19 protein-coding genes are annotated in these 26,225 nt (G+C 68.5%); 9 read left to right on the plus strand and 10 right to left on the minus strand.

The features are described 5' to 3' along the window. Positions 1 to 89: 89 nt before the first annotated feature. Positions 90 to 2,084, plus strand: coding sequence for a glycoside hydrolase family 32 protein (locus tag ACHL_RS03665; RefSeq protein WP_015935955.1), 1,995 nt, complete (start codon positions 90 to 92; stop codon positions 2,082 to 2,084). On the opposite strand, the gene ACHL_RS03670 is transcribed toward ACHL_RS03665, so the two are convergent. From ACHL_RS03670 to ACHL_RS03685, 4 genes are all read right to left on the minus strand, one after another. After that, complete coding sequence (locus tag ACHL_RS03670) at positions 2,081 to 3,277, minus strand: ABC transporter ATP-binding protein (RefSeq protein WP_015935956.1); 1,197 nt, start codon at positions 3,275 to 3,277, stop codon at positions 2,081 to 2,083. The two genes, ACHL_RS03665 and ACHL_RS03670, sit on opposite strands and share 4 nt — an antisense overlap. Then, a complete protein-coding gene (locus ACHL_RS03675) occupies positions 3,274 to 4,866 on the minus strand; it encodes an ABC transporter permease (RefSeq protein WP_015935957.1) in 1,593 nt (530 codons plus the stop codon). Before ACHL_RS03675 ends, ACHL_RS03670 begins: the two co-directional genes overlap by 4 nt. Before the next feature lie 4 nt (positions 4,867 to 4,870). Next, positions 4,871 to 5,929, minus strand: coding sequence for an iron ABC transporter substrate-binding protein (locus ACHL_RS03680; RefSeq protein ID WP_015935958.1), 1,059 nt, complete (start codon positions 5,927 to 5,929; stop codon positions 4,871 to 4,873). Positions 5,930 to 6,099: 170 nt separating this feature from the next. Further along, positions 6,100 to 7,317 (minus strand): glycoside hydrolase family 76 protein, encoded by a 1,218-nt coding sequence (locus tag ACHL_RS03685; protein WP_015935959.1) that lies wholly within the window; start codon positions 7,315 to 7,317, stop codon positions 6,100 to 6,102. 150 nt (positions 7,318 to 7,467) lie between these two features. Here ACHL_RS03685 and ACHL_RS03690 point away from each other — a divergent pair, with 150 nt between their 5' ends. Continuing rightward, positions 7,468 to 8,271, plus strand: coding sequence for an SDR family NAD(P)-dependent oxidoreductase (locus ACHL_RS03690; RefSeq protein ID WP_015935960.1), 804 nt, complete (start codon positions 7,468 to 7,470; stop codon positions 8,269 to 8,271). After that, positions 8,268 to 9,503: an acyl-CoA dehydrogenase family protein gene (locus tag ACHL_RS03695; RefSeq protein ID WP_015935961.1), complete on the plus strand. Its 1,236-nt coding sequence runs from the start codon at positions 8,268 to 8,270 to the stop codon at positions 9,501 to 9,503. The genes ACHL_RS03690 and ACHL_RS03695 overlap by 4 nt, the downstream gene beginning before the upstream one ends. 21 nt (positions 9,504 to 9,524) lie before the next feature. Here the strand turns inward: ACHL_RS03695 and ACHL_RS03700 are convergent, their stop codons facing one another. Next, positions 9,525 to 10,415 (minus strand): DUF1684 domain-containing protein, encoded by an 891-nt coding sequence (locus ACHL_RS03700; RefSeq protein WP_015935962.1) that lies wholly within the window; start codon positions 10,413 to 10,415, stop codon positions 9,525 to 9,527. Between the two features lie 155 nt (positions 10,416 to 10,570). On the opposite strand from ACHL_RS03700, the gene ACHL_RS03705 reads away from it, so the two are divergent. The 3 genes from ACHL_RS03705 (at position 10,571) to ACHL_RS03715 (ending at position 14,654) form a co-directional block, all read left to right on the plus strand. Further along, complete coding sequence (locus ACHL_RS03705) at positions 10,571 to 11,257, plus strand: NADPH-dependent F420 reductase (protein ID WP_015935963.1); 687 nt, start codon at positions 10,571 to 10,573, stop codon at positions 11,255 to 11,257. Between the two features lie 123 nt (positions 11,258 to 11,380). Further along, entirely contained in the window at positions 11,381 to 14,194 is a 2,814-nt protein-coding gene (gene ppc / locus ACHL_RS03710; RefSeq protein WP_015935964.1) for a phosphoenolpyruvate carboxylase, read from the plus strand. A gap of 154 nt (positions 14,195 to 14,348) precedes the next feature. Next, the gene (locus tag ACHL_RS03715; protein WP_015935965.1) at positions 14,349 to 14,654 is read left to right on the plus strand and encodes a hypothetical protein; all 306 of its coding nucleotides are present in this window, start codon (positions 14,349 to 14,351) and stop codon (positions 14,652 to 14,654) included. Positions 14,655 to 14,677: 23 nt separating this feature from the next. On the opposite strand, the gene ACHL_RS03720 is transcribed toward ACHL_RS03715, so the two are convergent. Then, complete coding sequence (locus ACHL_RS03720; protein ID WP_015935966.1) at positions 14,678 to 15,295, minus strand: DedA family protein; 618 nt, start codon at positions 15,293 to 15,295, stop codon at positions 14,678 to 14,680. Between the two features lie 79 nt (positions 15,296 to 15,374). Then, the gene (locus ACHL_RS03725; protein WP_015935967.1) at positions 15,375 to 16,355 is read right to left on the minus strand and encodes an RluA family pseudouridine synthase; all 981 of its coding nucleotides are present in this window, start codon (positions 16,353 to 16,355) and stop codon (positions 15,375 to 15,377) included. A 100-nt stretch (positions 16,356 to 16,455) separates the two neighbouring features. Between ACHL_RS03725 and ACHL_RS03730 the strand changes: the two genes are divergently transcribed. Then, positions 16,456 to 17,088, plus strand: a complete 633-nt coding sequence (locus tag ACHL_RS03730) for a winged helix-turn-helix domain-containing protein (protein WP_015935968.1) — start codon at positions 16,456 to 16,458, stop codon at positions 17,086 to 17,088. Then, positions 17,081 to 17,773, plus strand: coding sequence for an SRPBCC family protein (locus ACHL_RS03735; RefSeq protein WP_015935969.1), 693 nt, complete (start codon positions 17,081 to 17,083; stop codon positions 17,771 to 17,773). Before ACHL_RS03730 ends, ACHL_RS03735 begins: the two co-directional genes overlap by 8 nt. A 111-nt stretch (positions 17,774 to 17,884) precedes the next feature. Here the strand turns inward: ACHL_RS03735 and yczR are convergent, their stop codons facing one another. Continuing rightward, positions 17,885 to 19,366 (minus strand): MocR-like transcription factor YczR, encoded by a 1,482-nt coding sequence (gene yczR / locus ACHL_RS03740; RefSeq protein ID WP_015935970.1) that lies wholly within the window; start codon positions 19,364 to 19,366, stop codon positions 17,885 to 17,887. A gap of 60 nt (positions 19,367 to 19,426) precedes the next feature. Between yczR and yczE the strand changes: the two genes are divergently transcribed. Beyond that, positions 19,427 to 20,131, plus strand: coding sequence for a membrane protein YczE (gene yczE / locus ACHL_RS03745; protein ID WP_015935971.1), 705 nt, complete (start codon positions 19,427 to 19,429; stop codon positions 20,129 to 20,131). Here yczE and ACHL_RS03750 read toward each other — a convergent pair. Beyond that, positions 20,095 to 20,925 carry an Fpg/Nei family DNA glycosylase gene (locus ACHL_RS03750; RefSeq protein WP_015935972.1) on the minus strand — a complete coding sequence of 277 codons (831 nt, stop codon included), beginning with the start codon at positions 20,923 to 20,925 and terminating at the stop codon, positions 20,095 to 20,097. The genes yczE and ACHL_RS03750 overlap by 37 nt on opposite strands. Next, positions 20,918 to 26,107, minus strand: coding sequence for an Lhr family ATP-dependent helicase (locus ACHL_RS03755; RefSeq protein WP_015935973.1), 5,190 nt, complete (start codon positions 26,105 to 26,107; stop codon positions 20,918 to 20,920). Before ACHL_RS03755 ends, ACHL_RS03750 begins: the two co-directional genes overlap by 8 nt. Positions 26,108 to 26,225: the final 118 nt, after the last annotated feature.

The following is a 26,225-nucleotide window of genomic DNA, read 5'->3' on the forward strand; positions in this document are numbered from 1 at the left end:
GACCGGTAGATTTGATGGCTAACTTGCGCTGGTGCCGTTCCCCGACCCCCGGGGGACGGCACTTGCGCGTTCAGCGACGGATTGAAACCATGCCCCCAGAACTTCCCCGGACTGTCCTCACTGCCCTTGCCTCGGCTGTGACGCGCCGCCCCATCCTGTGGGCCGCGGTGGCGCTGGCCGCCGTCGTCGTGCTCGTCCTGTCCCTGGTCCTGGCAGGGCAGGCGCGCACCGGTCCGGAAGCCGAGGCCCGGCGCGTGCTGGGCGGGGTGGCGGCAGCCCAGGAGGCATCCAAAGACCGGTCCGGCGGGTACGCCTCGCTGTGGCTCAAGGGCAATGACCGGACGCTGTTCGAGCGCGGGGAAGACGTCCCGGCGGACGGCGCAGAGGACATCCGGAGCATCGAGTGCGGGGCGGGCTGGCTGGCCGGGGCACGGATGGCCGGCCAGGTCTACCTGCGGAGCAGTGCATCGGACGCCGTGTCCGAAGACGCCGGTGGCGTCCGGCTGCCGGACTGCATCAGCGCCGAAGCCCGCGACGCCCTCCTCGCGGACCTGGGTGCCCGGAAGACGTGGCCCGCGCCCGACGCCGACGCGCTCGCCGCCCCGGCAAAGGATCCCGGCTACCGCCCTGCCTACCACCTGACTCCTGACCAGCGCTGGATGAACGACCCGCAGCGGCCGTTCTTCAAAGACGGACTCTGGCACTACTACTACCTCTACAACGCCGATTACCCGGAGGGGAACGGCACCGAATGGTTCCACGCCACCAGCACGGACCTGGTGCACTGGAAAAACGAGGGCGTGGCCATCGGGAAGTTCCGCAACGGCCTCGGCGACATCGAGACCGGCTCCGCCGTGGTGGACGCCGAGGGCACCGCAGGGTTTGGCAAGGGCGCCGTGATCGCCGTCCTCACGCAGCAGGATGCCGGCGTGCAGCGCCAGTCGCTCTTCTACTCCACGGACAACGGCTACACGTTCACGAGCTACGACGGCAATCCCGTCATGGACAACCCCGGCGCCGAGCACTGGCGAGACCCGCGGATCGTGTGGGACGACGCGAACAGCCGGTGGCTCATGCTGCTCGCCGAAGGCCACAAGATCGGTTTCTACACCTCACCAGACCTGAAGAAATGGACGTACGTCTCCGCGTTCGAGCAGGACGGGATGGGCATCCTGGAATGCCCGGACTTCTTCCAGATGGACGTGGACGGTGACCCCGCCAAGCGCACCTGGGTCCTCGCCGCCGGCTCCAACGGGGCGGAGGAAGGCCGCACCACCGGCCTGGCGTACTGGACCGGCAGCTTTGACGGGCAGGCCTTCACACCGGGGGGCGGCCACCAGTGGCTCGACGACGGCGCGGACTTCTACGCCGCCGTCACCTGGGACGATCCCCGCCTGACCGACGGCCAGCGCAAGGCCTCCCGGCATGCCATCGGCTGGATGAACAACTGGGCCTACGCCCGGGACTTGCCCACGGACGGCTGGTTCGGTGCGGCGTCCGTGGTGCGGGACATCCGTTTGGAGTCCGACGGCGGCCAACCGGCCTTGGTCTCGGCGCCCACCCCGGCGCTGCAGTCACTGGAGGGGGAGGCCAGCGAGGTGCCGGCAGGGAACCTGGGCGGCGGAAAAGCCCTGCCGGCACCTGAAAGCGGTGCCTTCAAGGTGGACATTGAGCTGGAAAAGCCCGCCACCGGGGCAGGGGAAGCCCGGCTGCTCCTGCAAAGTGGCGGGAAGACCTACGCCACAGTGGGCTACGACTTCAGGGCAGGCCGTGCGTTCGTGGCCCGAGACGGGGACGCCGTCGCCACCGCCGACACCAAGGTGGACGCGGCCTACAGCCAGGTCCGGACCGGAGCCGGTGGTTCACCGGGGGCTGCGTCGGCAGCGGCTGCAGGCAGTGACACGGTGCACCTGGCCGTGTACGTGGACCGGTCCTCCGTAGAGGTTTTCGCGGACGGAGGCCGGCAGACCTTGACGTCCCTGGTGTTCCCGCCCGCCGGCGCGAAAGAGGTCCGGCTCGCGGCGGCCGGCGGCGACGTGGCCCTGCGCAAGGGAACCGTCACGCCGCTGGCCTCGATCCGCTAGGACGTCCCGGGGACACCGCCGCCTGCCGCGGGGACCTGCGGCTCGGCGGGAAACGCCACGCCTTCGCCCACCACGCGGAGGCAGAGTTCCATGCCCGGCCGGGCGATGGAGGCGTTCCAGTGGCGGATGGTGATGATTTCCCCGCCGCCGGGGTAGCGGTGGTCGGAGCGCCCGGCCAGTTCGGGCGGCACGGCGAGCTTCAGCCGGACGGTGGTTTCCGGGCCGAAGTAGTCCGTGTCCACCACTACGCCGCGGATGTCGCCGTCCTCGGCGATCCGGATCTGCTCAGGCCGGAGCATGAGCTGGACGGGGCCCTGGGCCGGCGGCCGGCGGACGGGGATGCCGCCCAGCGAACAGGTGGCCAGCGAACCCTCCATCCAGGCATCCAGGATGACGGCGTCCCCCAGGAACTCCGCGGTGGCCCGGTCTGCTGGGCGGGTGTACACCACGAACGGGTTGCCGATCTGGGCAAGCTTTCCGCCGCGCATGACGGCCACCTGGTCCGCGAAGGACAGTGCTTCGGCCTGGTCGTGGGTGACCAGGATGGTGGTGACCCCGGCCTCGGCGAGGACCTTTGCCACGGCCCGGCGGGTGGCTACGCGCAGCCCGGCGTCGAGCGCTGAAAACGGTTCATCGAGGAGCATCAGTTCCGGTTCGCGGGCCAGCGCCCGGGCCAGGGCGACGCGCTGCTGCTGGCCGCCGGAGAGCTGGTGGGGCCGGCGTTTGGCCATGGCCGGGTCCAGCGACACCATTTCCAGCAGGTCGCTGACGCGGCCCGCCACGGCGCGGCGGCCGCCGGACAGTTTGGCGGTGTCCAGTCCAAAGGCAATGTTCTGCCCCACGGTGAGGTGCGGGAACAGGGCGCCGTCCTGCGCAACGTAGCCAATGTGACGCTTGTGGGCGGGAACCCAGACGCCGTCGCCGGCCACGGTGTTGCCGTTCAGGGCGATGCTGCCGGCCAGCGGGTGTTCAAAGCCGGCAATGAGCCGCAGCAGGGTGGTCTTGCCGGAACCGGAGGGACCAACAATGGCGGTGGTGCCGCCCTTGGACACGGCCAGGTTGACCCCCTTCAGGACTTCCTGCGGGCCGAAGTTCTTGGTGACATCGGTGATCTGCAGGTGGGTGTTGGTGCTGGCCGCCACCGACGGGGAGACCCGGGGCTCCGGCAACCTCGATGTGGATGGTGCTGTCACTGTCCGGCTACTTTCTTGGACTGTTGGAAGAGGAGGTAGGTCATCGGTGCAGAGAGCAGGATCATCAGCAGCGCGTAGGGGGCGGCGCCGGCGTAGTCGATCTCGCTGCTCTTGCTCCAGAACTCGGTGGCGAGGGTGCGGGTGCCGTTGGGGGACAGGAGCAGCGTGGCCGTCAGCTCATTGGCGATGGCCAGGAACACCAGGGCTGCGCCGCCGGCGGCGGCCGGTGCGGTGAGCCGGAGGGTTACCCGGATGAACGACGCCAGCGGCGGCTTGCCCAGGGACTGCGCGGCCTCGTCCAGCTCCTTGGGTGCCTGCGCCAGGCCGGCGCGGAGGCTGACCAGGGCGCGCGGCAGGAACAGCAGCACGTAGGCGGCCACCAGTACGCCGGCGGTCTGGTACACGCCCGGCACCAGCCGGATGCTGACCGTGACGAAGGCCAGGCCCACCACAATGCCCGGCAGCGAGCTGGTGATGTAGTTGGACAGCTCAAGGGACTTGCTGAACCAGCCGGGATGCCGGACCGCCAGGTAAGCCATGGGGAAGGCCACCACGATGGTGGCCGCCGCGCCGGCAAGGCCGTAGCCCAAGGTGGCCAGGAGGGCGGGGAGGAACTCGTCGGCAGCCCACGCAGGGGCTCCGCCGAGCGCGGTCCAGCGCAGGACGAAGAACAGCGGGAGTCCCAAAGCCAGAGCCGTCAGTGCCAGCAGGAACAGCTGCGACGGCAGCTGGTAAACGTGCAGCGGAAGCCGCAGGGCCCTGCCCTGGGCGCCGGGCCCGATCCGGGCGTACCGGGCGGTGCCGCGGCTCCGGACTTCGGCCACGAGCAGGAGGAGGCAGAAGAACACCAGGACGCTGGCCAGCATGTTCCCGGCGGCGCCGTTGAAGGTGGACTGGTACTGCACCATGATCGCGGTGGTGAACGTGTCGAACCGGATCATCGCGAAGGCGCCGTATTCGGCCAGCAGGTGCAGCGAAACCAGCAGCGCGCCGCCGGTCATCGCGATGCGGAGCTGGGGGAGCACTACGCGGAAGAACGTGGCCCAGTTGCCCAGGCCCAGGGCGGCGGCGGACTGTTCGATGGCCGGGTCCAGCCGGCCCAGGGACGCCGCTGCCGGGATGTAGACCAGGGGGAAATAGGAGAGCGTGGCGATCAGGACGCCGGACCACAGCCCGCCCATCGAGGGCACCGCCGAGACCCAGGCGTAGCTGTTGACGAACGCCGGGATGGCCAGCGGAGCAGCCAGGAGGACCGCCCAGATCCGGTGGCCGCGGAGGCTGGTTCGCTCCACCAGCCAGGCGCCTGCCACCCCCAGCAGCAGGCAGAGGGGCACCGTGATGATGGTCAGCAGCAGCGTGTTCAGCAGCAGCTCCATCACGCGCGGCCGGAAGATCAGTTCGACGGCGGTGTCCCAGCCGGTTGCCACCGTCATGTAGGCCACGTACCCCAGGGGAACGAGGGAGAACAGGGCGATCAGCACCGCCACGATGGATACTGCTGAAACGCCGAAAGGCGGGCGGGGGCGCTTGCCCCGGCCCGCCGTCGTCGTGCTCCCGCCCGAAGGGGGAGCCGATAGATCGGTGGTCACGGAATTAGAGGAGTCCTGCCTTGGTCATCAGGTCGGTGACCTTCTCGGAGTTGAGCTTCGCGGCGTCCACGGCGGGGGCCTGCAGGTCCTTGATGGGGACCAGCTTGTCGTTGGCGGGAACGTCGGAGGCGATGGCGTACTCGAAGGACGTGCCGTTCTTCAGGACCTCCTGGCCCTTCTTTCCGGTGACGAACTTCAGGAATTCCTGCGCGGCGGCAGCATTCTTGGAGGACTTCAGCACGCCGCCGCCGGAGACGGAGAGGAACGCGCCCGGGTCCTGGTTCTTGAAGTAGTACGGCGTGACGTTCTTGGAGTTCTCGCCGGTCTTCGCCTGGTCGCCGTAGTAGTAGTAGTGGTAGATCAGGGCGGCATCCACTTCACCGGCGTTGACGGCCTTCATGGCGGTGCTGTTGCCCTTGTAGGCCTTGAAGTTCTCCTTCATGCCCTGCAGCCATTCCTCGGTGGCGTCTTCGCCCTTGAGTTCCAGCAGTGCCGAGACGATGGCCTGGAAGTCCGCGCCGGTGGGGGAAGCGGCCCACTTGCCCTTCCATTCCGGCTTGGCCAGGTCAAGCATCGACTTGGGGAGCTGGTCCTCGGAGATCTTGGCCTTGTCGTAGACCAGGACGGTGGAACGGGCGGCGATGCCGGTCCACTTGCCCGTGGAGGGCTGGAATTCCGTGGGGACCTGCTCCAGGGTTGCCTTGTCCACATCGGCGAACAGGTCGGCGTTTTCCACCTGCGTCATGGCGGGGGAGTTTTCCGTAAGGAAGACATCGGCGGGGGAGGCCTGACCTTCCTGGATGATCTGGTTGGACAGTTCGGTGTCCGAACCCTGGCGCATGGTCACCTTGATGCCGGTCTCCGAAGTGAAGGCGTCCACCCATTCCTTGGTAAGGCTCTCGTGCTGGGCGTTGTACACGGTGATTTCGCCTGATGCCCCGGCGGCGCTGCCGGATGCGGAAGACGTAGCTGCGGGGGTGGTGCTGCCGCCACAGGCGGTCAGGCCGAGGACAGCGGACGCGGCAAGGGAGATGCCGGCCAGGGCGCGGTTGCGGATCTTCATTGAGGAGCTGCTTTCTGGGAAATGTCAGGGGGACCGTTATTGCCGGTCCGTGCGGGCCTTGGGGAAGGGCCCTCGCAAAACTGTAGGGTAGGCAATCCTAAGCAGCTACAGGGAAAGCGCTTAAGGTGACCAGCATCACAATAATTACGGAAGTGTGGCGTGACTTAATTCTAGGGTGCGGTGAGCAAGGCGGCGGCCTCGATCGTCATCCAGGCCTGCAGCTGGGTGGATAGTTCGACGGCGGCGCCCGCCGGGTAGGTGCGTGCGGCGGGGGTGTTGGCGTGCAGGGAGAAGACGCTGGCGTCCGGCGCCGGCCCGGCTGATTCGCCGGGCTCGACGGTGCGGCGGCCGTTCCAGAATGCCTGTGCCGTGCCGGTGACCAGCCGGGCGGCGGTGCGGCGGGTCGCGTCGGGGAGCCGGGCGTCCCTTGCGGCCAGCGCCAGGTACCGGCACAGGATGCCGGTGAAGAGGCCGCCGTCGCCCGTTCCTTCGCAGCGGAGCACGCTGCCCTGCCCAGGGGTGGAGGCGGCGACGGTCAGCAGCCGCTCCACCCCGTCCACCACCAGGGCCGCCCTGGCCAGATTGGTGTCACCGCCCAGTTCGAGCAGCGCGCCCAGTACGGGCCCCTGGTTGTAGGTGTAGACGGTCCGCTCCACCAGCACTTCCCCTGCCGTGCCGGCGCGCGCCCCATCGAGGTACAGGTGCTGGTCCGCGTCGAACAGTGTGGCGTCCAGCCAGTCGATCAGCGCCTGGGCCCTGGCTGTTTCGCCCGTGCGGGCGTAGTACAGCGCCACAGGGCCGTTGGCCGGCGTGTTCTTGAAGTCCCGCTTCTTGCTCCAGAACACACCGCCGCCCAGGTCGTCGGTTCCAGCGGCATCGAACTGAAGGGTGAGGGATCGGCGGACCCGCGCGTTGCGGCCGCGCCCCGGCCGCCGGGTCTCCGCGGCGAGCAGGTCCAGGCGGTGGGTGGCCAGCGCCAGCCACGCCATGTCGTCGTAGTAGTTGTTGACCACGGTGAAGGCGTTGCGCAGCCGGATGCCCGTCACTAGGCGGGATGCCAGGTGACCGGCGCTTGGATTGGCGGGGCCGTTGAACCGGGCCGCCGGGGTGGCGCCGCTTCCCAGCTCCCGCCGGCCGGTATCCACCAGGCAGTCGACGTAGTGTGCCTGCCACCAGTAGTGCCAGGGGTTGAGCAGCGCCGTGCCTTCGGCGAGGGTGCGCAGCTTCCCGCGCCAGCCGTGCGCGGGCCGGCCGCCCTGCCAGGTCACTGCCGCCAGGTGCGTATTCGGCAGGAAGAGCAGCCTGCGGCCGAACAGTGCGGTGACGGACTGCGCTGCATGGTTGGCCCGCTGCTGCCAGTCGGGCGTGGAAGCATCACTGGACGTCATGGGCCCAGCCTAGCCATGCCGCCGGCCCCACGCTGCCTGCCCTGATGAGGGACGTCCAATGCGTGCAGTCTGGCGGCATTTCAGTTAACATCGACTAACTGATACGTCGCGGTCCGCCTGCGCTTTCGGGGGCCACATCAAGGAGGATGCATGGATGTCAGAGGCAGTGCAGCACTGATCACCGGGGGTGCGTCGGGCCTGGGGGCTGCCACGGCCCGGGCGCTGTTCCAGGCCGGAGCGTCGGTGGTGCTGGTGGACCTCCCGTCCTCGGCCGGCGCGGAGCTGGCGCAGGAACTGAACGCGTCCGTGGAAACGGGAACGTCCGGCAAGTCCGCCGTCTTCGCCCCTGCGGACGTGACCAGCGAGACTGAGGTGCGCGCCGCCGTCGCCACCGCCTCCGGGCTGGGGCCGCTGCGGATCGTGGTGAACTGCGCGGGGATCGCCACCCCTGGAAAGGTTTTGGGCCGCGACGGCGTCCTGCCGCTGGAGGCCTTCACCCGGGTCATCCAGGTCAACCTGATCGGAACGTTCAACGTCATCAGGCTGGCCGCTGAAGCGATGGTGGCCACGGAGCCGGCCAGCACGGAGCTGGGCGGTCCCGAGCGGGGCGTCATCATCAACACCGCCTCCGTGGCCGCCTTTGAAGGGCAGATCGGGCAACCCGCCTACGCCGCCTCCAAGGGCGCGGTGGCGGCCATGACGCTGCCCATTGCCCGTGAACTGGCGCGCTCGCTGGTCCGCGTGGTCACCATCGCGCCCGGCATCTTCGAAACGCCCATGATGGCGGGCCTGCCGCAGGAAGCCCAGGACTCGCTCGGAGCGCAGGTACCCCACCCGTCCAGGCTGGGCAGGCCCGGTGAGTACGCCAACCTGGTGCTGCACATCGTGGACAACGCCATGCTGAACGGCGAGACCATCCGCCTTGACGGGGCCATCCGGATGGGGCCCAAATGAGCGCCGCTGCCGGGCGTCAGGCCTCCGCAGGGCTGCCGGACGCAGACTTCTTCGCCGTCGAATCCCTGCTCAGCCAGGCGGAACGGAACAAGCTCGCCGAGCTCCGGGACTTCCTCGCCGCCGAGATCGCCCCGCACGCCGGGGACTGGTGGAACAACGCCGAGTTCCCCGCCCACATCCTGCCCAAGCTCGCCGCCCTGGAGCTGAGCACCCCCGCCCAGCGCGGCTACAGCCACCTGTTTGCCGGGCTGGTCATCGCCGAAATGACCCGCGTGGACACCTCGATCGCCACGTTCTTCCTGGTCCACCATGACCTGTTCGTCCAGTCCCTGCATGCCTTCGGGTCACCGGGCCAGAAGGAACGGCTCCTCGCCGACGCCTCGGACCTCCGCACCACCGGAGCGTTCGCCCTCACAGAGCCGCTGCATGGCTCCGACGTGGCCGGCGGCATGGAAACCACGGCACGGCGGATCTCCTCCGCCACGGGAGAGGACGACGACGGCGGCGACGCCTGGGTGCTCAACGGAGCCAAGCGGTGGATCGGCAACGGGACGTTCTGCGACTACATGCTCGTGTGGGCGCGCGACGAATCGGCCGCGCCGGACAACCCGTCCGGGTCGGTGCGGGGGTTCATCGTGGACGCAACACTGCCGGGCATCACCCGCAGCCGGATGGAAAACAAGATTGCGCTGCGCACGGTGCAGAACGCGGACATCGTCTTCAAGGACGTCAGGGTGGCCGAGGCAGACCGGTTCACGCAGGTCAGCAGCTTCGACGACACCAAGGAGCTCCTGCGCAGTTCACGGATTATGGTGGCCTGGCAGGCCGTGGGGCAGCAGCTGGCGGCATTCGACGTTGCCCGGCAATACGCCGTGGAACGCCGGCAGTTTGGCCGGCCGCTGGCCCACTTCCAGCTGATCCAGCAGCAGCTGGTGACCATGCTGGGCAACGCCGTGGCCAGCATGGGGATGCTGGTCCAGCTGGCCAGGCTGCAGGAGGAAGGCTCGGCGGACATGGCCCAGGTGGCGCTCGCCAAGTCCTACGCCAGCGCCAGGATGCGGGAAACCGTGGCGCTGGGCCGCTCCATCCTTGGCGGAAACGGCATCGTCACCGATTACCGGATGGCCAAGATCTTCGCCGACGCCGAGGCCATCTACACCTATGAAGGGTCCTACGAGATCAACACCCTCATTGTGGGGCGGGCCATCACCGGGATTTCGGCGATCGCCTGAGGCCCGGGTTTCGGGCTCTGCCTACGCCGGGTACGGCTGCTTCTCGCCCGCCTCCACGCGGATGTCCAGGCTGTTGTTCCGGACCGGCATGGGGCAGGTGCCGTAGGGCGTGAAGGCGCTGGGGTAGTTGATGGCCCGGTTGAAGTCGAGCACCACCGTGAAGCTGCCATCCGGATTCGGCCGCGGCCGGGGCGCAGCGACCTTCCGCCAGTCATCTGTCGTATCCCCGTTGGTCTCGTCATGGAAAGTGACCGTCAGGGCGCCGAGTTTCTCCTCTTCGGCCTGTAGCCGGAACTCGTGGGGACTGCCGGGAAGCCGGAACACCACCTCGCCCACGGTCCGGTGGACGCCGTCCACCAGGGGGTTGGCGGTGCTGATGGGGACCTCCACGGGTGCAGGGTACGGCTCGAACCTGGCCGTCACTTCCCACTCCGGGTTGTAGGGGTAGGTGGGCACGCCAGCGAATTCGGTGAACACCGGTGACTCAGCGTCCCTGGTGCGGATCGCGTACCGCCCTCCGCGCATGGCCAGTTCCACCACCGTCCGGTCGCCGGAGGGGCCGCCGAACTGCACCCACAGCAGCGACTCCTCATCGGCGAGGACCTCGGTGATGGTGCCGTCCACCGTTTCGCCCGTCTCCACCAGCGTGAGGCCGTCGGAAGGCACTGCGGTGAGTACCGCCGTCGTACGCTCCCGTGCGCCCGCGCCTTCCACGGACCCGCTGCCCCGTGTGGACCACAAACCGGGAACAAGCTCGACGGCGGCAGGGGAGTCCTCCAGCCACTGGAAGGAAGTGAGCGTGAGCCAGCCGTGCCCGGCGGCCAGGGCCTTGTCCCGGTTGGCGCGGAAACGCTGCCAGCGCTCGAGTTTCGCGGTTGGCGCGGTGGTCCCTGCAGATGTGGTGGTGCCCATGATTCCTTCCGATCCCTGTGTGCCCGCTACAACCGGCACCTGCCCCGGTTCATTCCGGGGCATCCGGGCGGCCAGCTGCCAGCCCCCTTGCGGCGCCGGCCAGCGAAGGTACGCTCGTGATGCAAGAGGCACGGATCCGAGCAACGGGAGAAACCATGAAGATCGCAGTCTTTGGAACCGGCGCTGTGGGCCGCACGCTCGCCGCGGCGTTCAGCTCCCTGGGGCATGAGGTGGTGGTGGGAACCCGGGATCCTGCGGACACTGCCCGCCGTACGGAGGCTGGCCCCATGGGCGGGCAGCCGTTCAGCGAGTGGCAGGCGGCGCACGAAAGCATCCGGCTGGCGACATTTGCCGCAGCAGCGGAAGAAAGCGACCTGGTAGTCAATGCCACCAACGGCGCGGCGTCGCTGGAAGCACTTGCTGCCGCCGGGGCCGCAAACCTGGCCGGGAAAGTCCTGCTGGATGTGTCCAACCCGCTCGACTTCTCCCAGGGAATGCCGCCGGTCCTGAACCCGGTCAACACCGAAAGCCTGGGCGAGCGGATCCAACGGTCCTTCCCGGACGCGCGGGTGGTAAAGACCCTCAACACCATGAACGCAGGGCTCATGGTTGACCCGGGACGGCTGGCGGGCGGAGACCATTCCGTGTTCGTCTCAGGCGACGACAGCCAGGCCAAGGCCCAGGTCACCGGGCTGCTCCAGGCACTGGGCCACCGGGACATCATCGACCTTGGCGATATCACCTCGGCCCGCGGCGCGGAGATGGCACTTCCCCTGTGGCTGCGCCTTTTCGGGGTCCTTGGCACCCCGGATTTCAACTTCAAGGTGGTGCGGGGCGGTTGACACAGTCTGAGACACATTCGGCCTTCGCCGAGCCAAAGGGGTAGCATCTTCTGCTAGTAACGTGGCTCACAGTATCCAGCGCAGTGTACGAGCCAAGTCCGAAACCCTCGAAAGATTGCTTCCATGGCTCACACTGCAGCACACCCCGAATCCGATCTTGCCTCCGAACTCAGGGCAGACGTCCGCCGGGTCTCCACCCTGCTGGGCGAATCCCTGGTCCGCCAGCACGGGCCCGAGCTCCTTGACCTCGTGGAGCAGGTCCGCCTCCTCACCAAGGAATCCAAGGAGGCTGCCCGCGGCGGTGCCGACGCCACCGGCCCGTGGAGCGCGCACGACGTCGTCGCCCAGGTCCGCGAACTGCTGGGCTCCCTGCCGATTGAGCAGGCAACGGACCTGGTGCGCGCCTTCGCGTTCTATTTCCACCTGGCCAACGCCGCCGAACAGGTCCACCGCGTCCGTGGCCTGCGGACCCGCGCCGAGAAGGACGGCTGGCTGGCCAAGACCGTAGCCGAGATCGCCGGCCAGGCCGGACCCGAGGTGCTGCAGGAAGTGGTCAACGGGCTCGACGTCCGCCCCATCTTCACGGCCCACCCCACCGAGGCCTCCCGCCGCTCGGTGCTGGACAAGATCCGCAAGCTCTCCGACGTCCTGGCCCAGCCCACCATCGAGGGCACCACTGCCCGCCGCCGCCAGGACCGCCAGCTGGCCGAAATCATCGACCAGATGTGGCAGACCGACGAACTCCGCCAGGTCCGGCCCACCCCGGTGGACGAAGCCCGGAACGCCATCTACTACCTGGGCGGCATCCTCACGGACGCCATGCCGGAAATGCTGTCCGAGCTGTCTGAACTGCTCAGTGAACACGGCGTCACCCTGGCCGCGCAGGACGCCCCGGTGAAGTTCGGCTCCTGGATCGGCGGTGACCGTGACGGCAACCCCAACGTGACGGCAGCGGTCACCCGCGAGATCCTCCAGATCCAGAACCAGAACGCCATCCGCATCAGCATCGGCATGATCGACGAACTGATCTCCATCCTCTCCAATTCCACGGCGCTCGCCGGCGCGGACCAGGTGCTGCTGGACTCCATCGACGCGGACCTGAAGAAGCTCCCCGGCCTGGACAAGCGGGTCCTGGAACTGAACGCCCAGGAGCCCTACCGGCTGAAGCTGACCTGCATCAAGGCCAAGCTGATCAACACCGGCAAGCGCGTCGCAGCGAACTCGAACCACGAACACGGCCGCGACTACAGCAGCACGGACGAACTCCTGGCAGACCTGGACCTGCTGGAGCTGTCGCTCCGCAACCACTCGGCGTCCCTGGCCGCAGACGGCGCCCTCGCCCGGGTCCGCCGCGCCATCGCGTCCTTCGGCCTGCACCTGGCCACCCTCGACATCCGTGAACACGCCGACCACCACCACGACGCCGTCGGGCAGCTCATGGACCGCATAGGCGGCCCCGGGCTGCACTACGCCGAACTGAGCCGCAAGGAGCGCTTCGAGGTACTGGGTTCCGAGCTCGCCTCCCGCCGCCCGCTGTCCGGCCACCCGATCAAGCTCGACGGCGCCGCTGACGGCACGTACGACGTCTTCCGCGAAATCCGCCGGGCCCTGCGCATGTACGGCCCGGATGTCATCGAGACCTACATCATCTCCATGACCCGCGGGGCGGACGACGTCCTGGCCGCGGCCGTGATCGCCCGCGAAGCCGGCCTGGTCAACCTGTTTGGTGAGAAGCCCTACGCCAAGCTGGGGTTCGCGCCGCTGCTGGAAACCGTGGAGGAACTCCGTGCCTCCGCCGAGATCATCGACCAGCTCCTCTCCGACCCCTCCTACCGCGAACTGGTGCGGCTGCGCGGGGACGTCCAGGAAGTCATGCTGGGCTACTCGGACTCCAACAAGGAATCCGGCGTGATGACCAGCCAGTGGGAAATCCACAAGACCCAGCGCAAGCTTCGTGACATCGCCGCAAAGCACGGCGTCCGCGTCCGCCTGTTCCACGGCCGCGGCGGTTCGGTGGGCCGCGGCGGCGGGCCCACCTACGACGCCATCCTGGCCCAGCCCAACGGCGTCCTGGAAGGCGAAATCAAATTCACCGAGCAGGGCGAGGTCATCTCGGACAAGTACTCGCTGCCTGAGCTTGCCCGCGAAAACCTGGAGCTTTCGCTGGCTGCCGTGCTTCAGGGTTCCGCGCTGCACCGCGATCCCCGGACCTCCGACGACCAGCGTGAACGCTACGCGCACGTCATGGAAACCATCTCCGATGCCGCCTTCGAGCGGTACCGCAGCCTGATCGACCACCCGGACCTGCCGGCGTACTTCATGGCCTCCACCCCGGTGGAGCAGCTCGGGTCGCTGAACATCGGCTCCCGCCCGTCCAAGCGCCCCGACTCGGGTGCGGGCCTTGGCGGGCTGCGCGCCATCCCGTGGGTGTTCGGCTGGACACAGTCCCGGCAGATCGTCCCCGGCTGGTTCGGTGTCGGGTCGGGGCTCAAGGCCGCCCGCGAGGCCGGCAACTCGGAGCAGCTGGTGGAGATGATCGGGCAGTGGCACTTCTTCCGCTCCGTGCTCTCCAACGTGGAGATGACCCTGGCCAAGACGGACCTGGACATCGCCGGCTACTACGTGGACACCCTGGTCCCCAAGGAGCTGCACCACATCTTCCGTGCCATCCGTGAAGAATACGAACTCACGGTGACCGAGGTGCAGAACCTTACCGGCGAGCATGTGCTCCTGGACGCCCAGCCCACGCTCAAGCGCTCCCTCGAGGTCCGCGACCAGTACCTGGACCCCATCAGCTACCTCCAGGTGGAACTGCTTCGCCGCGTCCGCGCAGAGGCCGGCGAGGGCATGAGCAACGGCGAGATCGACGAACGCCTCCAGCGGGCCATGCTCATCACCGTCAACGGTGTGGCAGCCGGCCTCCGCAACACCGGCTAACCCAACGCGCGCTCACTTGTGGTGCTCCTCCCCGCGACGCGCGCTCACTTGAGGTGCCTAAGGCCCCAACCCCCGCTCACTCTTCTGAAGAGAGTGAGTGGGGGTTTCGGTTTTGGCCCGGGATGTGAGCGGGCGTTTCGATAGGGTTGAGGGCATGCCTTCGTTCCAGACCCGCCTGAAGATCACCGGGCTCCGGCCGGGCAACGCCCCCGAATCCGTCATGGACGCCGCCGTCGAGGCGTTGGGAACCCGCCACCATGTCGAGTCGCACCAGCTGCAGATCGCCGGCGGCGTGCCCCTGCTCAACCTGCGCTTCCTCGTGGACGCCACCGAATACAGCGGCGAGAACCGGCAGGCGGTGGAATCGGCAGCCATGATGCGCGACGCCGTCGAACGCGTTGCGCTGACCGGGTCCCTGAGCGTGCTGCGGCGCAGCCGGGGCAAGTGGTTGCCCGTCTGACCTTCCCCAGATGGGCGGCGGCCTCAGCCGAGCGGCCCGGGTTCCTCCACGGGGGAGCGGTTGCCGCGGCGGCGGGTCACGATAATCCCGACGACGGCGCCCACCACCAGGCCGAGCACCACGCCGATGAGCGAACTCGCCCAGAACGGCAGCTTTGTTGCCGAGCCCGTGAAGTAGCCCAGCCCCACCAGCCAGCAGGCCCACAGCACCGCCCCGAGGCCGGCGCACAGGCTGAATCCCCGGACCGAAACATTGGCAATACCGGCGGCGGCGGAGGTGGCGAGCCGGCCGCCCGGAATGAACCTGGCGCCGATGATGGCCCCGTAGGTGGAGGACCGGCCGGCCTTCGCGAGGGCGTCGTGGATGCCCTGGTGAACCCGCCGGCCCCATTTCCAGCGGTCCAGCACATGGCTCAGGCGGCGGCGGAACAGCTGGAACACTACGATGTCGCCCGTCCACGATGCAAGAGCGGCCAGGGCGAGCACCAGGAAGATATTCGCCCTGCCGTCTGCTGACAGCGCACCGCCGGTGATGACCACCATTTCGGACGGGATGGGCGGAAAAATGGCGTCGCCAAGGACCACGGGGATGATCCAGAAATAGATCGCCTCCCCCCAGCTGTCAGCGCTGCCGAAGTCCATTGCCACAAGGTACCGCACTTTCGCGGCCGGGCTGCCGGGGTCAGGCCGCAGGATTCCCGAAGTTTTCCGGCGCCGTCCGTCAGTGTGCCCGGACGGTTTCGCTGAGCTCGAGGCTGCTCCGGTATTCAACCGGGCTGCCCGAGATCGGATCCACGAGCCGGATGCCGCGGGCCAGCAGCTGCAGGGGTTTGGCGTAGTCGTCCGGGGCCTTGTCCAGCAGGTCGGGGTAGAAGGCATCATTGACGATCCCGAGCCCCAGCGAGGCCATGTGGACGCGCAACTGGTGGGTTTTGCCCGTGTGCGGTTCCAGCCGGTACCTGGCGAGGCGGGTGGGACTGCCCGGCACCGCGGCCGTGCTGCCATTGGTATCCGGGGAGGCGCCGCCGTCGAACGTTTCCAGCCGCTCAATCCTGGTTTCAGCGTTCGGCTCGCCCTCCACCACCTCGGCCAGAAGGTAGCTGCGGGATTTGGTCATCCGGTTGCGGACCACCACGGGAAATTCGACGGCGGGATGTCCCGGTGCAGGGTCCGCGGCCGAAACGCACTCGTATTCCTTCTGCACCTGCCGCTTCTCGAACAGCACCTGGTACTTTCCGCGCGTCTGCGGGTTGGTGGAGAACAGCAGGACACCGGCGGTCATGCGGTCCAGCCGGTGCATGGGGATCAGGTCCGGGAGGTCCAGCTGGTTCCGCAGCCGCACCAGGGCTGATTCCTGGATGTACGTGCCGCCGGGAGTGGTGGGCAGGAAGTGTGGCTTGTCCACCACCAGGAGGTGTTCGTCCTGGTGCAGGATGCTGAGGTCCACGGGAATCCGGGTTTCCGGGGGAAGCGTGCGGTAGTACCAGATGAAAGTGTGGTCTTCGAGCCTGGTGTGCCGGCTCAGGGGCACGCCGCCCTCACCCACGATCTCGCCGGCGTCGAACCTGTCCTCGATGCCCTGCGGATCGATGTGGCCCCAGCGGTGCATCATGTAGTCCATTGCGGTGTCCCACGGGCCCTCTTCAGGGAGCCGCAAACGGGTGGCATTCACGCCGTCGCGCACGGGAAGGGGGGATTGCATCACCGGTCCATTCTACCGGCGCCCCTTTGCCGGGCCGCGTCGGATACCGACGACAAAAAAGTTCTTGACAATAAAAGTTGTCGGTTGGCACACTTGAAGCATGTTGGACATAGCAGTGATCGAGGACCCCGCGGCGGCCGAAGCCTCGCTGGACCCCATCCGATCAGCCATCCTCCACGAACTGGCGGAGCCCGCCTCCGCCACCCAGCTGGCGGTCCGGGTGGGGCTGCCGCGGCAGAAGGTGAACTACCACCTCAAATCGCTGGAGCGGCACGGCCTGGTGGAACTCGTGGAGGAGCGGCGCAAGGGTAATGTCACCGAGCGCGTCCTCCAGGCCACGGCGGCCTCCTACCTGATCTCACCCACGGCCCTGGCTTCCGTATCGCCTGATCCGCGGCGCTTCGCCGATCGTTTTTCGGCTTTCTGGCTCCTGGCGCTGGCGGGCCGGATGGTCCAGGAAGTGGGAAAGCTGATTGCCGGTGCCGCGGCGGCACGGCAGAAGCTGGCCACGTTCGCCATAGACGGCGAAGTCACTTTCCGCTCCGCCGCGGACCGGGCAGCCTTTGCCGAAGAGCTGGGCGTTGCCGTCACACAGCTGGTGGACAAGTACCACGACGCCGTCCCGTCTCCGCGGGGACGCCGCCACCGCCTGGTGGTGGCACTGCACCCCGTCCTCAAACCGTCCCCAGAAACCTCACACGAACCCACTACCAAGGAGCAGACCAATGACTGAGAACCGCAACTTCGAAATCGTCTACGACACCGAGCTTCCCGGTACGCCGGAGCGTGTCTGGGAGGCGGTCACCACGGGTACCCCCGGCTGGATGTTTCCCACAGACCAGTGGCCGGACGTCAAGACAGTCAACGAGTACCCCACCCATCTGGTCTCCCGGATGGACGGTCCGGACGGCTGGTTCAACCAGCTGGAGCATGTCCTCGAACCGCTCGACGGCGGCCGTGCCCGCCTGCACTACGTTCACAGCGGCATCTTCGCGGACAACTGGGACGAGCAGTACGACGGCGCCAGCCGCCACACCGAGTTCTACTTGCACACGCTGGGCCAGTACCTCCAGCACTTCGACGGCAAGCCGGTGGTGTTTACGGACATCCAGGGGCCGGATGCATCCCAGGCGCCCGACGGCTTTGCGCGGCTCCGCCGGGCGCTGGGGGTTGAGTCGGCGGTTCAGGGTAGCCCTGTGGAGGTAGAGCTCGACGGCGTGGGCCGGCTTGCGGGCGAGGTGGACTTCTCCAACGAGCACTTCCTCGGCCTGCGCACGGCAGATGCCCTGTACCGGTTCTTCGGCCGCAACGCCTGGGGCGCCCCCGTGGGCGTGACGGTGCACGATTTCAGCGGCGCCGGCGATTCGGAGACCACGGCCAAGGCCTGGACCGGGTTCCTGGAGCGCGTCTACCAGTAGGCCGGCTGGGCCGTTGCCGCGCCGCTGCAGGTGCCGGGACGCTGGAACGGTGCGGGAACGCTGGTCCGCTACGGCGATTTGGCACCGTTCCAGCGATCTCGGCTGCTGCTGTCAGGCGATGGCGACGGCGGGGGCCCGGGTGAGTGAGCGCCGCAGCTGGGGTGCGGCGTCGAGCCTGTCCTGGGCGGCCCGCAGGGCCAGTACGGCGGCTTCGAGTTTGCCGGGCGGGAGCGTGAAGGGGAGCCGAAGGTACCGCTCGAAGGCCCCGCCGATCCCAAACCGCGGCCCGGCGGCCAGCCGGATCCCGTGGTCCGGCGCGATCACGGTCAGTGCCGTACTGACGGGGCCGGGCAGCCTGCACCAAACTGACAGGCCGCCGGAAGGTGACGCTGTTTGCCAGGCCGGCAGATGCTCCCGCAGCAGTTCCAGCAGCGCGGCTCGGTTGACGCGGAGTGTGTCCAGCAGGGCCGGCAGCGGCTCATCCAGGGCCCGGACCAGGTGGGCTGCGGCCAGCTGCTCCATGACCGGTCCGCCCAGGTCCAGGACGCTTCGCGCCGCAGTGAACCGCTGGATCATCGGCTCGGACGCGCGGATCCAGCCCGTGCGCAGGCCGCCCCAATGGGACTTGCTGAGCGACCCCACGGAAACCACCGCACTGCTGAAGCCGGCCAGGGGAGTGGACTGGACGCCGTCGAGGTTCAACTCCCGCAGTGTTTCGTCTGCGATCAGGATGGTCCCCGCTGCGGCAGCGGCCGCTACCAGCCGGCGGCGCTGGGCGTCGGGCATCATCATGCCCGTGGGGTTGTGGAAATCGGGAACGACGTAGGCGATCTTGGGACGCTGCTGCGCCAGGGCTGTTTCGAGTGCAGGCAGGTCCCAGCCGGAGTCCGAGAAACCGACAGGCACGGGGCGGCAGCGGGCAGCGCGGATCGCGTCCAGCGCGTTGGGGTAGCTGGGGTGTTCCACCAGGACCTTGTCCTGGCGGTCGGCCAGCGTGCGGATGATAATGGTCAGCGCGTGCTGCGCCCCGGACGTGACCATGATCTGCCCGGGGCCGGTGGGAACGCCGGCCGCTGAATACCTGTCGGCAATGGCTTGGCGCAGCGGCAGGAGGCCTACGGCGTCGTACCCGAATCCCGGCAGCAGCGCCGGCAGTTCCGTCATCGCCGCAGCAAAGGCCCGGTGCACCACCTCGCCGCTGGCCGGCAGCGCCGAATAAGCAAGGTCGATCAGTCCTTGGGGCGCGGCCAGGCCGGGAGCGGTCAGCGCGGGAGTTGCGGGTGTTTGCGGGCTGTAGAGCGCCGGGCCGAAGGCGGTCCGCTCCGGAATGCGCGTCCTGCCGCGGCTGCCCTGGCCGCTGCTGAGGAAACCCTGCTCGCGCAGGGCCGAGTAGGCAGCAGTCACGGTAGTCCGGCTGACGCCCAGCGCGGTGCACAGGGCGCGCTCGCTGGGGAGCGCGGTGTCCAGCGGCACGCGGCCGTCCAGGATCAGGAGCCGGAGTACGTCCGCCAATTCCCTGTAGGCGGGCGCACCACCGTGGTGCCAAGTGCCCAGCATGCGGGCGAGTGCTGCTGCGCCAAGGGAGGGAGCCATAGGGCCAGTATCTCAAACTGGCTATGTAAATCAATGCCAGTTGGATGGGAGGGTGGACCAATGATGTTCCGCAGACTGCTTCAGCTTTTCGCCGGCCTTGCCATGTACGGCATTTCCCTGGCCCTCTTTATCCGGGCCGGGCTGGGCCTGGATCCCTGGGATGTGTTCCACCAGGGCGTGGCCAACCGGACCGGGCTGAGTATCGGCGTGGTGGTCATTACTGTCAGTTTCCTGGTGCTCCTGCTCTGGATTCCGCTGCGCCAGAGGCCGGGCTTCGGCACCCTCTGCAACGCCATCCTGGTGGGGGTCTTCGCCGATGTGGGCCTGGCGCTGATTCCCTCCCTCTCCAACCTTGCCGGCCAGTTGGGCATGCTGGCGGGCGCCATTCTCCTGAACGGCATCGCCTCGGCCTGCTACATCGGTGCCAGGTTCGGCCCGGGCGCCCGGGACGGGCTGATGACCGGACTCGCGCGCCGCACAGGGTGGTCCGTCCGGTTGTCCCGCACCCTCATTGAGGTGGTGGTCCTCGCGGCAGGCTGGCTCCTGGGCGGGTCAGTTGGCGTGGGAACCGTCCTCTACGCGCTGGCGATCGGGCCGCTGGTACAGCTGCTGCTGCCCTGGTTCATGGTTCCGGCCGGTGCGCCGGAACTGTCTGGGCCGGAACTGGCTGGCGCGGCGCGTCCGGACGGGAAAGCGGATGTCGGCCCGGAAGCCGCCGGGGAACCCAGCTATTCCGGGAAGGGCTGGCACCTCGGGCAAAAGTAGATGTCGCGCTCCTCTTCGCCGTTCAGCTTTCCCAGCAGTCCGCGCCGGACGGGCGTGCCGCATTTGAGGCATGCGTGCTGGTCCCGGCGGTACACCCAGTAGCCGGGCCTCCCGGCCATCCTCCCCACCGGCATGCCGCGGGCGTTGAGGATGGTGACGCGGCGTCCCGGGCCAAGGTTCGCTTCCAGCAGCTGCTTGGCGTCCGTCATCAGGGTTCTCAGGTCCGCCACCTTTGACACGGGTGTGGCCGGATGTACGCCGGAGAGGAAGCACGCCTCGCAGCGGTAGATGTTCCCGATGCCGGCAAGGTTGCTCTGGTCCAGGATGGCCACGCCGATGGGAACCTCCGGCCGCGCCCGGAGCCGGCGTTCGGCCTCGTCCAGGTCCCAGTCCGGGCCCAGGAGGTCCGGGCCGAGGAACCCGACAATGGAGTCCTCGTTCGCTGTGGCCACCACTTCCAGGATACCCAGGGAGAAGCCGACGGCGTCCGCGGCAGTAGTGCGCAGCACACACCGTGCGGTGAAGCCGGGTTTCCGCCACCTGCCACCGGGCGGGTAGACCTGCCATGTGCCTTCCATCTTCAGGTGGGAGTGGATGGTGAGGGCTTTGTCCCCTGGCCCCTTCACGCGCATGAGGAGGTGCTTGCCGCGCGGGACAACCTCCGCCACAGTCCATCCGGTGAGGTTCAGCGTGGCGAAGCGCGGTACCCGGAAGTCCGAGGCGGTGAGTGTCTGGCCGGCCAGTGCCTCGTGCAGTTGCCTGGCGGCCCGCCAGACGGAATCTCCCTCAGGCACGGATCCTCAGGCCTTTCGGGGTGGAGTAGGCGCCGGCAGCGCTGAGGGCAGCGGCGATGGGAGTGTCCAGGATGCCCTGGCCGTTGACTTTTTCCATGATCAGTTTGTCCACGGCCCCGCGGGTGACCACACCCACCAGGGCTGCGCCGGCGGCGTCAAGGATGGTGGGGTCGTCGGAGAACGCCAGCAGTGTCTTGCCGCCCCGTTCCACATAGAGAACCAGTGCGCCGTCCACCAGCACCACCAAGGCTCCCGCTTTGCGGCCGGGACGGTGGCCCGTGCCGGCATCGTCCCGCAGGGCCGGCCAGGGCAAGGCAGCGCCGTAGGGATTCGCAGGATCCGTGGCGGCCAGGGCAAGGGCCACGGGTTCAGCTTTGGCGATCTGGCTGTCCTCCGCGTACGAGCGCAGCCGGTCCACCGTGGCGGGGACAGCGAACTGCGCTGCACCGAGGTGTTCAATGAAGTACCCGCGGCGGCACCGGCCGGCCTCCTCGAGCCTGGCCAGGACCTTGTACATCAGGCCGAAGCCGCCCAGGATCTGCTCCGCCATCACCGAACCGCGGGTCACCACCCCGTATCTGTCCAGCAGGAGCTCGGCGGTAGCCCGGGCATGGATGGTGGCGTCCAGTTCCGGCTGTGGAAGGGCGGACCAGCGTCCGGCAGCCGTTGGGGGAGTGGCGACTGCACCCTGGGAACCGTACCGTCCGCCGGCCAGGCCCGCGGAGCCCATCAGGCCGGTACCGTGCGAGCGGCCCAGCCTGTTCAACCTTGGAGCCCTGGAACGTGGGGCCTTCGCCACCTGCCGGTGGGCCGTATGGCCGCCCGCGATCAGCGACCGGACAGGTGCGAAGGTGTCACCGGTGATCCGTCCTGCCCAGGCGAGGTCCCAGAGGGCGGACACCACTTCCTGGTCGCTGAGCACCGAGTCCATGCCCCCTGCCACCTCCGTGAGCTGGCGGAAGAAGTATCCGCCGCCGTTGTTCCGGAGATGGTCGAGGAGCCGCAGGCCGGCATCACCGGGTTCGTAGTCCGGTGCGGGGTTCAGCGTCAGCTCCGCGGAGTCGGCCAGGTGCAGGCTGATCCAGCCATCGTTTCCGGGCAGTGCACCGGCTCCGGACCAGAGGACTTCGCCGGCTGCCATGAGCTCGTCCAGCATGGCGGGCTGGTAGTTGGACACCCTGCCGGCCAGGATCAGGGGTTCCCAGGCTGATGCCGGGATGGGGACGCCGGAGAGCTGGTCGATGGCGGTGACGATGCCGTCCAGTCCCCGCAGGGACGGCTGCCCCCGTCCGCCGCCCGGGATCCGGACGTTTTGCCAGGCAGGGAGGAACCGTCCGTAAGCGGCGGCGTCCACGGGTTCCACTTCGGCGCGCAGCGCGGCCAGGGACCGACGCCGGAGCTTCCGCATCACCTCGGCGTCGCACCATTCGCTGACGGCCGCGTGCACCATTTCGCGCAGGGTTTCTTCCTGCCGTCCGTCCCCGTCAGGCTGCCCGTCATCCTCGCGGCCGGTTGGCGTGGCCTCCGGCCCGGCTGCGGCGGGTGTCGCGTGGGGCCGGAATTCGCCCTCCACCACGCGGCCGTCGTCGGCCAGGCGCTTAAGGGCGGTGCCCACCACGGCGACGCCGAGCCCCAGCCGCGCGGCGGCCTCAGCAGCGGTGAAAGGCCCGTGGGTTCGGGCGTAGCGGGACACCAGGTCGCCCAGCGGGTCCGCTACAGGCTCGATGAACGCCAACGGCACGCCCATGGGCAGCGGCACACCGATGGCATCGCGAAGGCGGGCCGCGTCCTCCACTGCAGCGAACCGTTCGGCCCCGCCGATGTTGACCTTGATGGCGCGGTTGGCCCGTTGCAGCGCCACCAGGTGGGCGGTGGCTTTCTCAACAGTGGCAGAGGCGATGGGGGGCGGTGTGGCTTCAACAGGCTCAGGCTCAGGCGCAAGGTCATCGGCAAGCCCGGCGTCGGCCTGGGCGGCCAAGGTACCGACGGGCTCAGCCTCCGGGGCTTCAATGGGCTCGCCTGCGGTTGCCGGCTCAACCCCTGCTGCGGACTCAACCCCTCCTGCCGGCTCCAACCGTGCGGCGGCCTCGTCCGGGTCCAGCGGACCAAGGAGCCGCAGGAGGTCGGCCACGCCCTCAAGCCCCCGCACCCTGCGGTCCGGCACCAGCCGCTGCAGTTCGCGTTCGGTGGCGTCGATGACCTTGGCATCCAGGAGCTCGCGCAGCTCCACCCGGCCCAACAGCTCGTTCAGGAGGGTGGAGTCCAAAGCGAGCGCAGCCGCGCGCCGCTCCGCCAGCGGGGAATCGCCCTCATACAGGAACTGGGCAACGTAGCCGAAGAGCAGGGACTTGGCGAACGGCGACGGCTGCTGCGTGGTGGTCTGTACCACGCGCAGTTCGCGGCGTTCAACGGCGGCCGCAATGTCCTTCAGTGCCGGAAGGTCGTAGACGTCCTGGAGGCACTCGCGGACGGTCTCCAGCACGATGGGAAACGTAGGGTATTTCCGGGCCACATCCAGCAGCTGGGCGGACCGCTGGCGCTGCTGCCACAGGGGCTGCCGCTTGCCGGGGGTCTGCCGCGGCAGCAACAGGGCACGGGCCGCGCACTCGCGGAACCGTGAAGCGAACAGGGCACTGCCGCCCACCTCTGCCGTGACGATCTGCTCCAGTTCCTCAGGGTCGAAGAGGAACAGCTCGGCGCCCGGGGGCTCGTCCTCCATCATCGGCACCCGCAGCACGATGCCGTCGTCGGCGGCCATGGCAGAGCCGTCCAGGCCGTACCGCTGGTGGAGCCGCTGGCCCACTGCCAGTGCCCACGGTGCATGGACCGGCATCCCGAAGGGGCTGTGCAGGATCACTCGCCAGTCGCCGAGCTCGTCATGGAACCGTTCCACCACCAGGGTGGTGTCGCTGGGGACCACTTCGGTGGCCTGCTTCTGTTCGGAGAGGTACTGGATGAGGTTGTTGGCGGCGAAGGCGTCCAGCCCGCTCGCCTGGCAGCGTTCGGCGGCCGGGCCGGCGTCGGAGGCTGACAGCTCGCGCACGAAGGCGCCGAGGGCGCGGCCCAGGTCCACCGGCCGGCCCAGGGAGTCACCCTTCCAGAAGGGCAGCTTGCCGGGCTGGCCAAAAGCCGGGGAGACCAGCACGCGGTCGTGCGTGATGTCCTCGATCTTCCAACTTGTGGCGCCGAGCGCGAAGACGTCGCCAACGCGGGATTCGTACACCATCTCCTCGTCCAGCTCGCCCACGCGCCTGCCACCCTTGGGGGCCGGAGCCGGCTTGCCGTCCTCCGACGGGGACGCCGAGCCCTCCATTTCCGTCCCGATGATGTAGACGCCGAACAGGCCCCGGTCCGGGATGGTTCCGCCGGAGGTCACGGCGAGCCGCTGGGCGCCGGGCCTGCCTTCGATGGTCCCTTCGTTGCGGTCCCAGATGATCCGTGGCCGCAGTTCGGCGAATTCGTCGGACGGGTAGCGGCCGGCCAGCAGGTCCAGGGTGGCCTCGAACGCCGAGCGGGGGAGCGACGCGAAAGGGGCCGACCGGCGGACCGTGGCGAACCATTCCTCAACGTCGATGCTGCCCAGGGCGGTGGCGGCCACCGTCTGCTGCGCCAGGATGTCCAGGGGGTTGGCGGGAATGCTGAGGCGTTCGATTTTGCCGTCCAGCATGCGTTCCACGGTGATGGCTGTGTGCACCAGGTCCGCCCGGTGCTTGGGGAACAGGACGCCCTGCGAAATTTCGCCTACCTGGTGCCCGGCGCGCCCCACGCGCTGAAGGCCGCTGGCCACCGATGGCGGTGACTCTACCTGGACCACCAGATCCACCGCGCCCATGTCGATGCCGAGTTCCAGGGAGGACGTGGCCACCACGCACCGCAGCCGCCCGGATTTGAGGTCGTCCTCGATGAGCGCGCGCTGGTCCTTGGACACTGAGCCGTGGTGGGCGCGGGCCAGCACCGGGTCCGCGCCGGCGGAGCTCCCGGCCTGCGCCATCATGTGGGCGGGAGTGGCAGTGGAGGCAGGGACGCCCGACGGCGGCGCCGAGCCGTTGCCGGGTGCGTCGAACGCCTCCGCGCCGTCAGCCAGGGAGCCGTCCCAGCCGCCCCCCGCTGCCATCAGCTGGCGTTCGGCATAGATTTCGTTGAGGCGCGCGGTCAGCCGTTCCGAAAGCCGGCGCGAGTTGGCGAAGACGATGGTGGACTGGTTGGCCAGCACCAGGTCAACGATCTTTTCCTCCACGTGCGGCCAGATGGATGCCTGCGGCTGCAGCCCGGAGGCCGGCCCGGAATCGAACGCTCCGGCCGCGCCCTGGAGATCTGACATGTCCTCCACCGGCACGGAAACCGTAAGGTCCCAGTTCTTCTTCGACGGCGGGGCCACGATTTCGACGGGAGCGGTCCCGGCAAGGAACTGGGCCACGAGTTCCTTGGGTTCAACCGTTGCGGACAGCCCGATCCGCTGTGCGGGCTTGGGCAGCAGCGCGTCCAGCCGTTCCAGTGAGACGGCCAGGTGGGCTCCGCGCTTGGTGCCTGCAACGGCGTGGACTTCATCAATGATGATGGTGTCCACCTCGGTGAGTGTCTCCCTGGCCCGGGACGTGAGCATGAGGAACAGGGACTCGGGAGTGGTGATGAGGATGTCCGGCGGGTTGCTCAGCAGCGCCCGGCGGTCCGCTGTGGTGGTGTCTCCGGACCGGACGCCCACGGTGATCAGCGGGGCGGGCATTCCCAGCCGCTTGGCCGTCTGCGTGATGCCGATCAGCGGGGAACGCAGGTTCCGTTCCACGTCCACGCCGAGGGCCTTCAGCGGCGAAATGTACAGCACCTTGGTTTTGCGCTTGGGTGCGCGGGGCCGGCGGGCTTTCGCGGGGGCTTTGGTTCCCTTGGTGCCGGCGGCGGCCGCGGGTACGGCAGCTTCGGCCAGGGATTCGGTGTCTGGGGCGGGCGCCGCGGAGAGGAGCCGGTCCAGTGCCCACAGGAATGCGGCGAGGGTTTTGCCGGACCCGGTGGGAGCCACCACCAGGGCATGCGAACCCGACGAGATGGCGTTCCAGGCGCCGTCCTGGGCGGGGGTGGGTTCGGTGAACGCACCCAGGAACCAGTCGCGGGTGGGCCGGGTGAACTGGCCCATCGGCGCCGTGGCCACGGAACCCCGGCCGTCCGTGGTGGGCTCTTCCTGGTTCATGCCTCCATCATGCCCCACCCCACCGACAGGGCGGCCAGGGCCATGGGGATTGTGCCTGCCTTGCGGCCCAGCCGGAACGATGCCATGCCAGTTCACCTTCCCTCACCCAACGGCTGGC

The organism is Pseudarthrobacter chlorophenolicus A6 (assembly GCF_000022025.1).
Taxonomy (GTDB): domain Bacteria; phylum Actinomycetota; class Actinomycetes; order Actinomycetales; family Micrococcaceae; genus Arthrobacter; species Arthrobacter chlorophenolicus.

Bases quoted from the DNA above. Each gene is read 5' to 3' on its own strand.
- ACHL_RS03665 (WP_015935955.1), top strand. From the start codon at position 90: ATGCCCCCAGAACTTCCCCGGACTGTCCTCACTGCCCTTGCCTCGGCT.
- ACHL_RS03680 (WP_015935958.1), bottom strand. From the start codon at position 5,929: ATGAAGATCCGCAACCGCGCCCTGGCCGGCATCTCCCTTGCCGCGTCC.
- ACHL_RS03685 (WP_015935959.1), bottom strand. From the start codon at position 7,317: ATGACGTCCAGTGATGCTTCCACGCCCGACTGGCAGCAGCGGGCCAAC.
- ACHL_RS03690 (WP_015935960.1), top strand. From the start codon at position 7,468: ATGGATGTCAGAGGCAGTGCAGCACTGATCACCGGGGGTGCGTCGGGC.
- ACHL_RS03695 (WP_015935961.1), top strand. From the start codon at position 8,268: ATGAGCGCCGCTGCCGGGCGTCAGGCCTCCGCAGGGCTGCCGGACGCA.
- ACHL_RS03700 (WP_015935962.1), bottom strand. From the start codon at position 10,415: ATGGGCACCACCACATCTGCAGGGACCACCGCGCCAACCGCGAAACTC.
- ACHL_RS03705 (WP_015935963.1), top strand. From the start codon at position 10,571: ATGAAGATCGCAGTCTTTGGAACCGGCGCTGTGGGCCGCACGCTCGCC.
- ppc (WP_015935964.1), top strand. From the start codon at position 11,381: ATGGCTCACACTGCAGCACACCCCGAATCCGATCTTGCCTCCGAACTC.
- ACHL_RS03715 (WP_015935965.1), top strand. From the start codon at position 14,349: ATGCCTTCGTTCCAGACCCGCCTGAAGATCACCGGGCTCCGGCCGGGC.
- ACHL_RS03720 (WP_015935966.1), bottom strand. From the start codon at position 15,295: ATGGACTTCGGCAGCGCTGACAGCTGGGGGGAGGCGATCTATTTCTGG.
- ACHL_RS03725 (WP_015935967.1), bottom strand. From the start codon at position 16,355: ATGCAATCCCCCCTTCCCGTGCGCGACGGCGTGAATGCCACCCGTTTG.
- ACHL_RS03730 (WP_015935968.1), top strand. From the start codon at position 16,456: ATGTTGGACATAGCAGTGATCGAGGACCCCGCGGCGGCCGAAGCCTCG.
- ACHL_RS03735 (WP_015935969.1), top strand. From the start codon at position 17,081: ATGACTGAGAACCGCAACTTCGAAATCGTCTACGACACCGAGCTTCCC.
- yczR (WP_015935970.1), bottom strand. From the start codon at position 19,366: ATGGCTCCCTCCCTTGGCGCAGCAGCACTCGCCCGCATGCTGGGCACT.
- yczE (WP_015935971.1), top strand. From the start codon at position 19,427: ATGATGTTCCGCAGACTGCTTCAGCTTTTCGCCGGCCTTGCCATGTAC.
- ACHL_RS03755 (WP_015935973.1), bottom strand. From the start codon at position 26,107: ATGAACCAGGAAGAGCCCACCACGGACGGCCGGGGTTCCGTGGCCACG.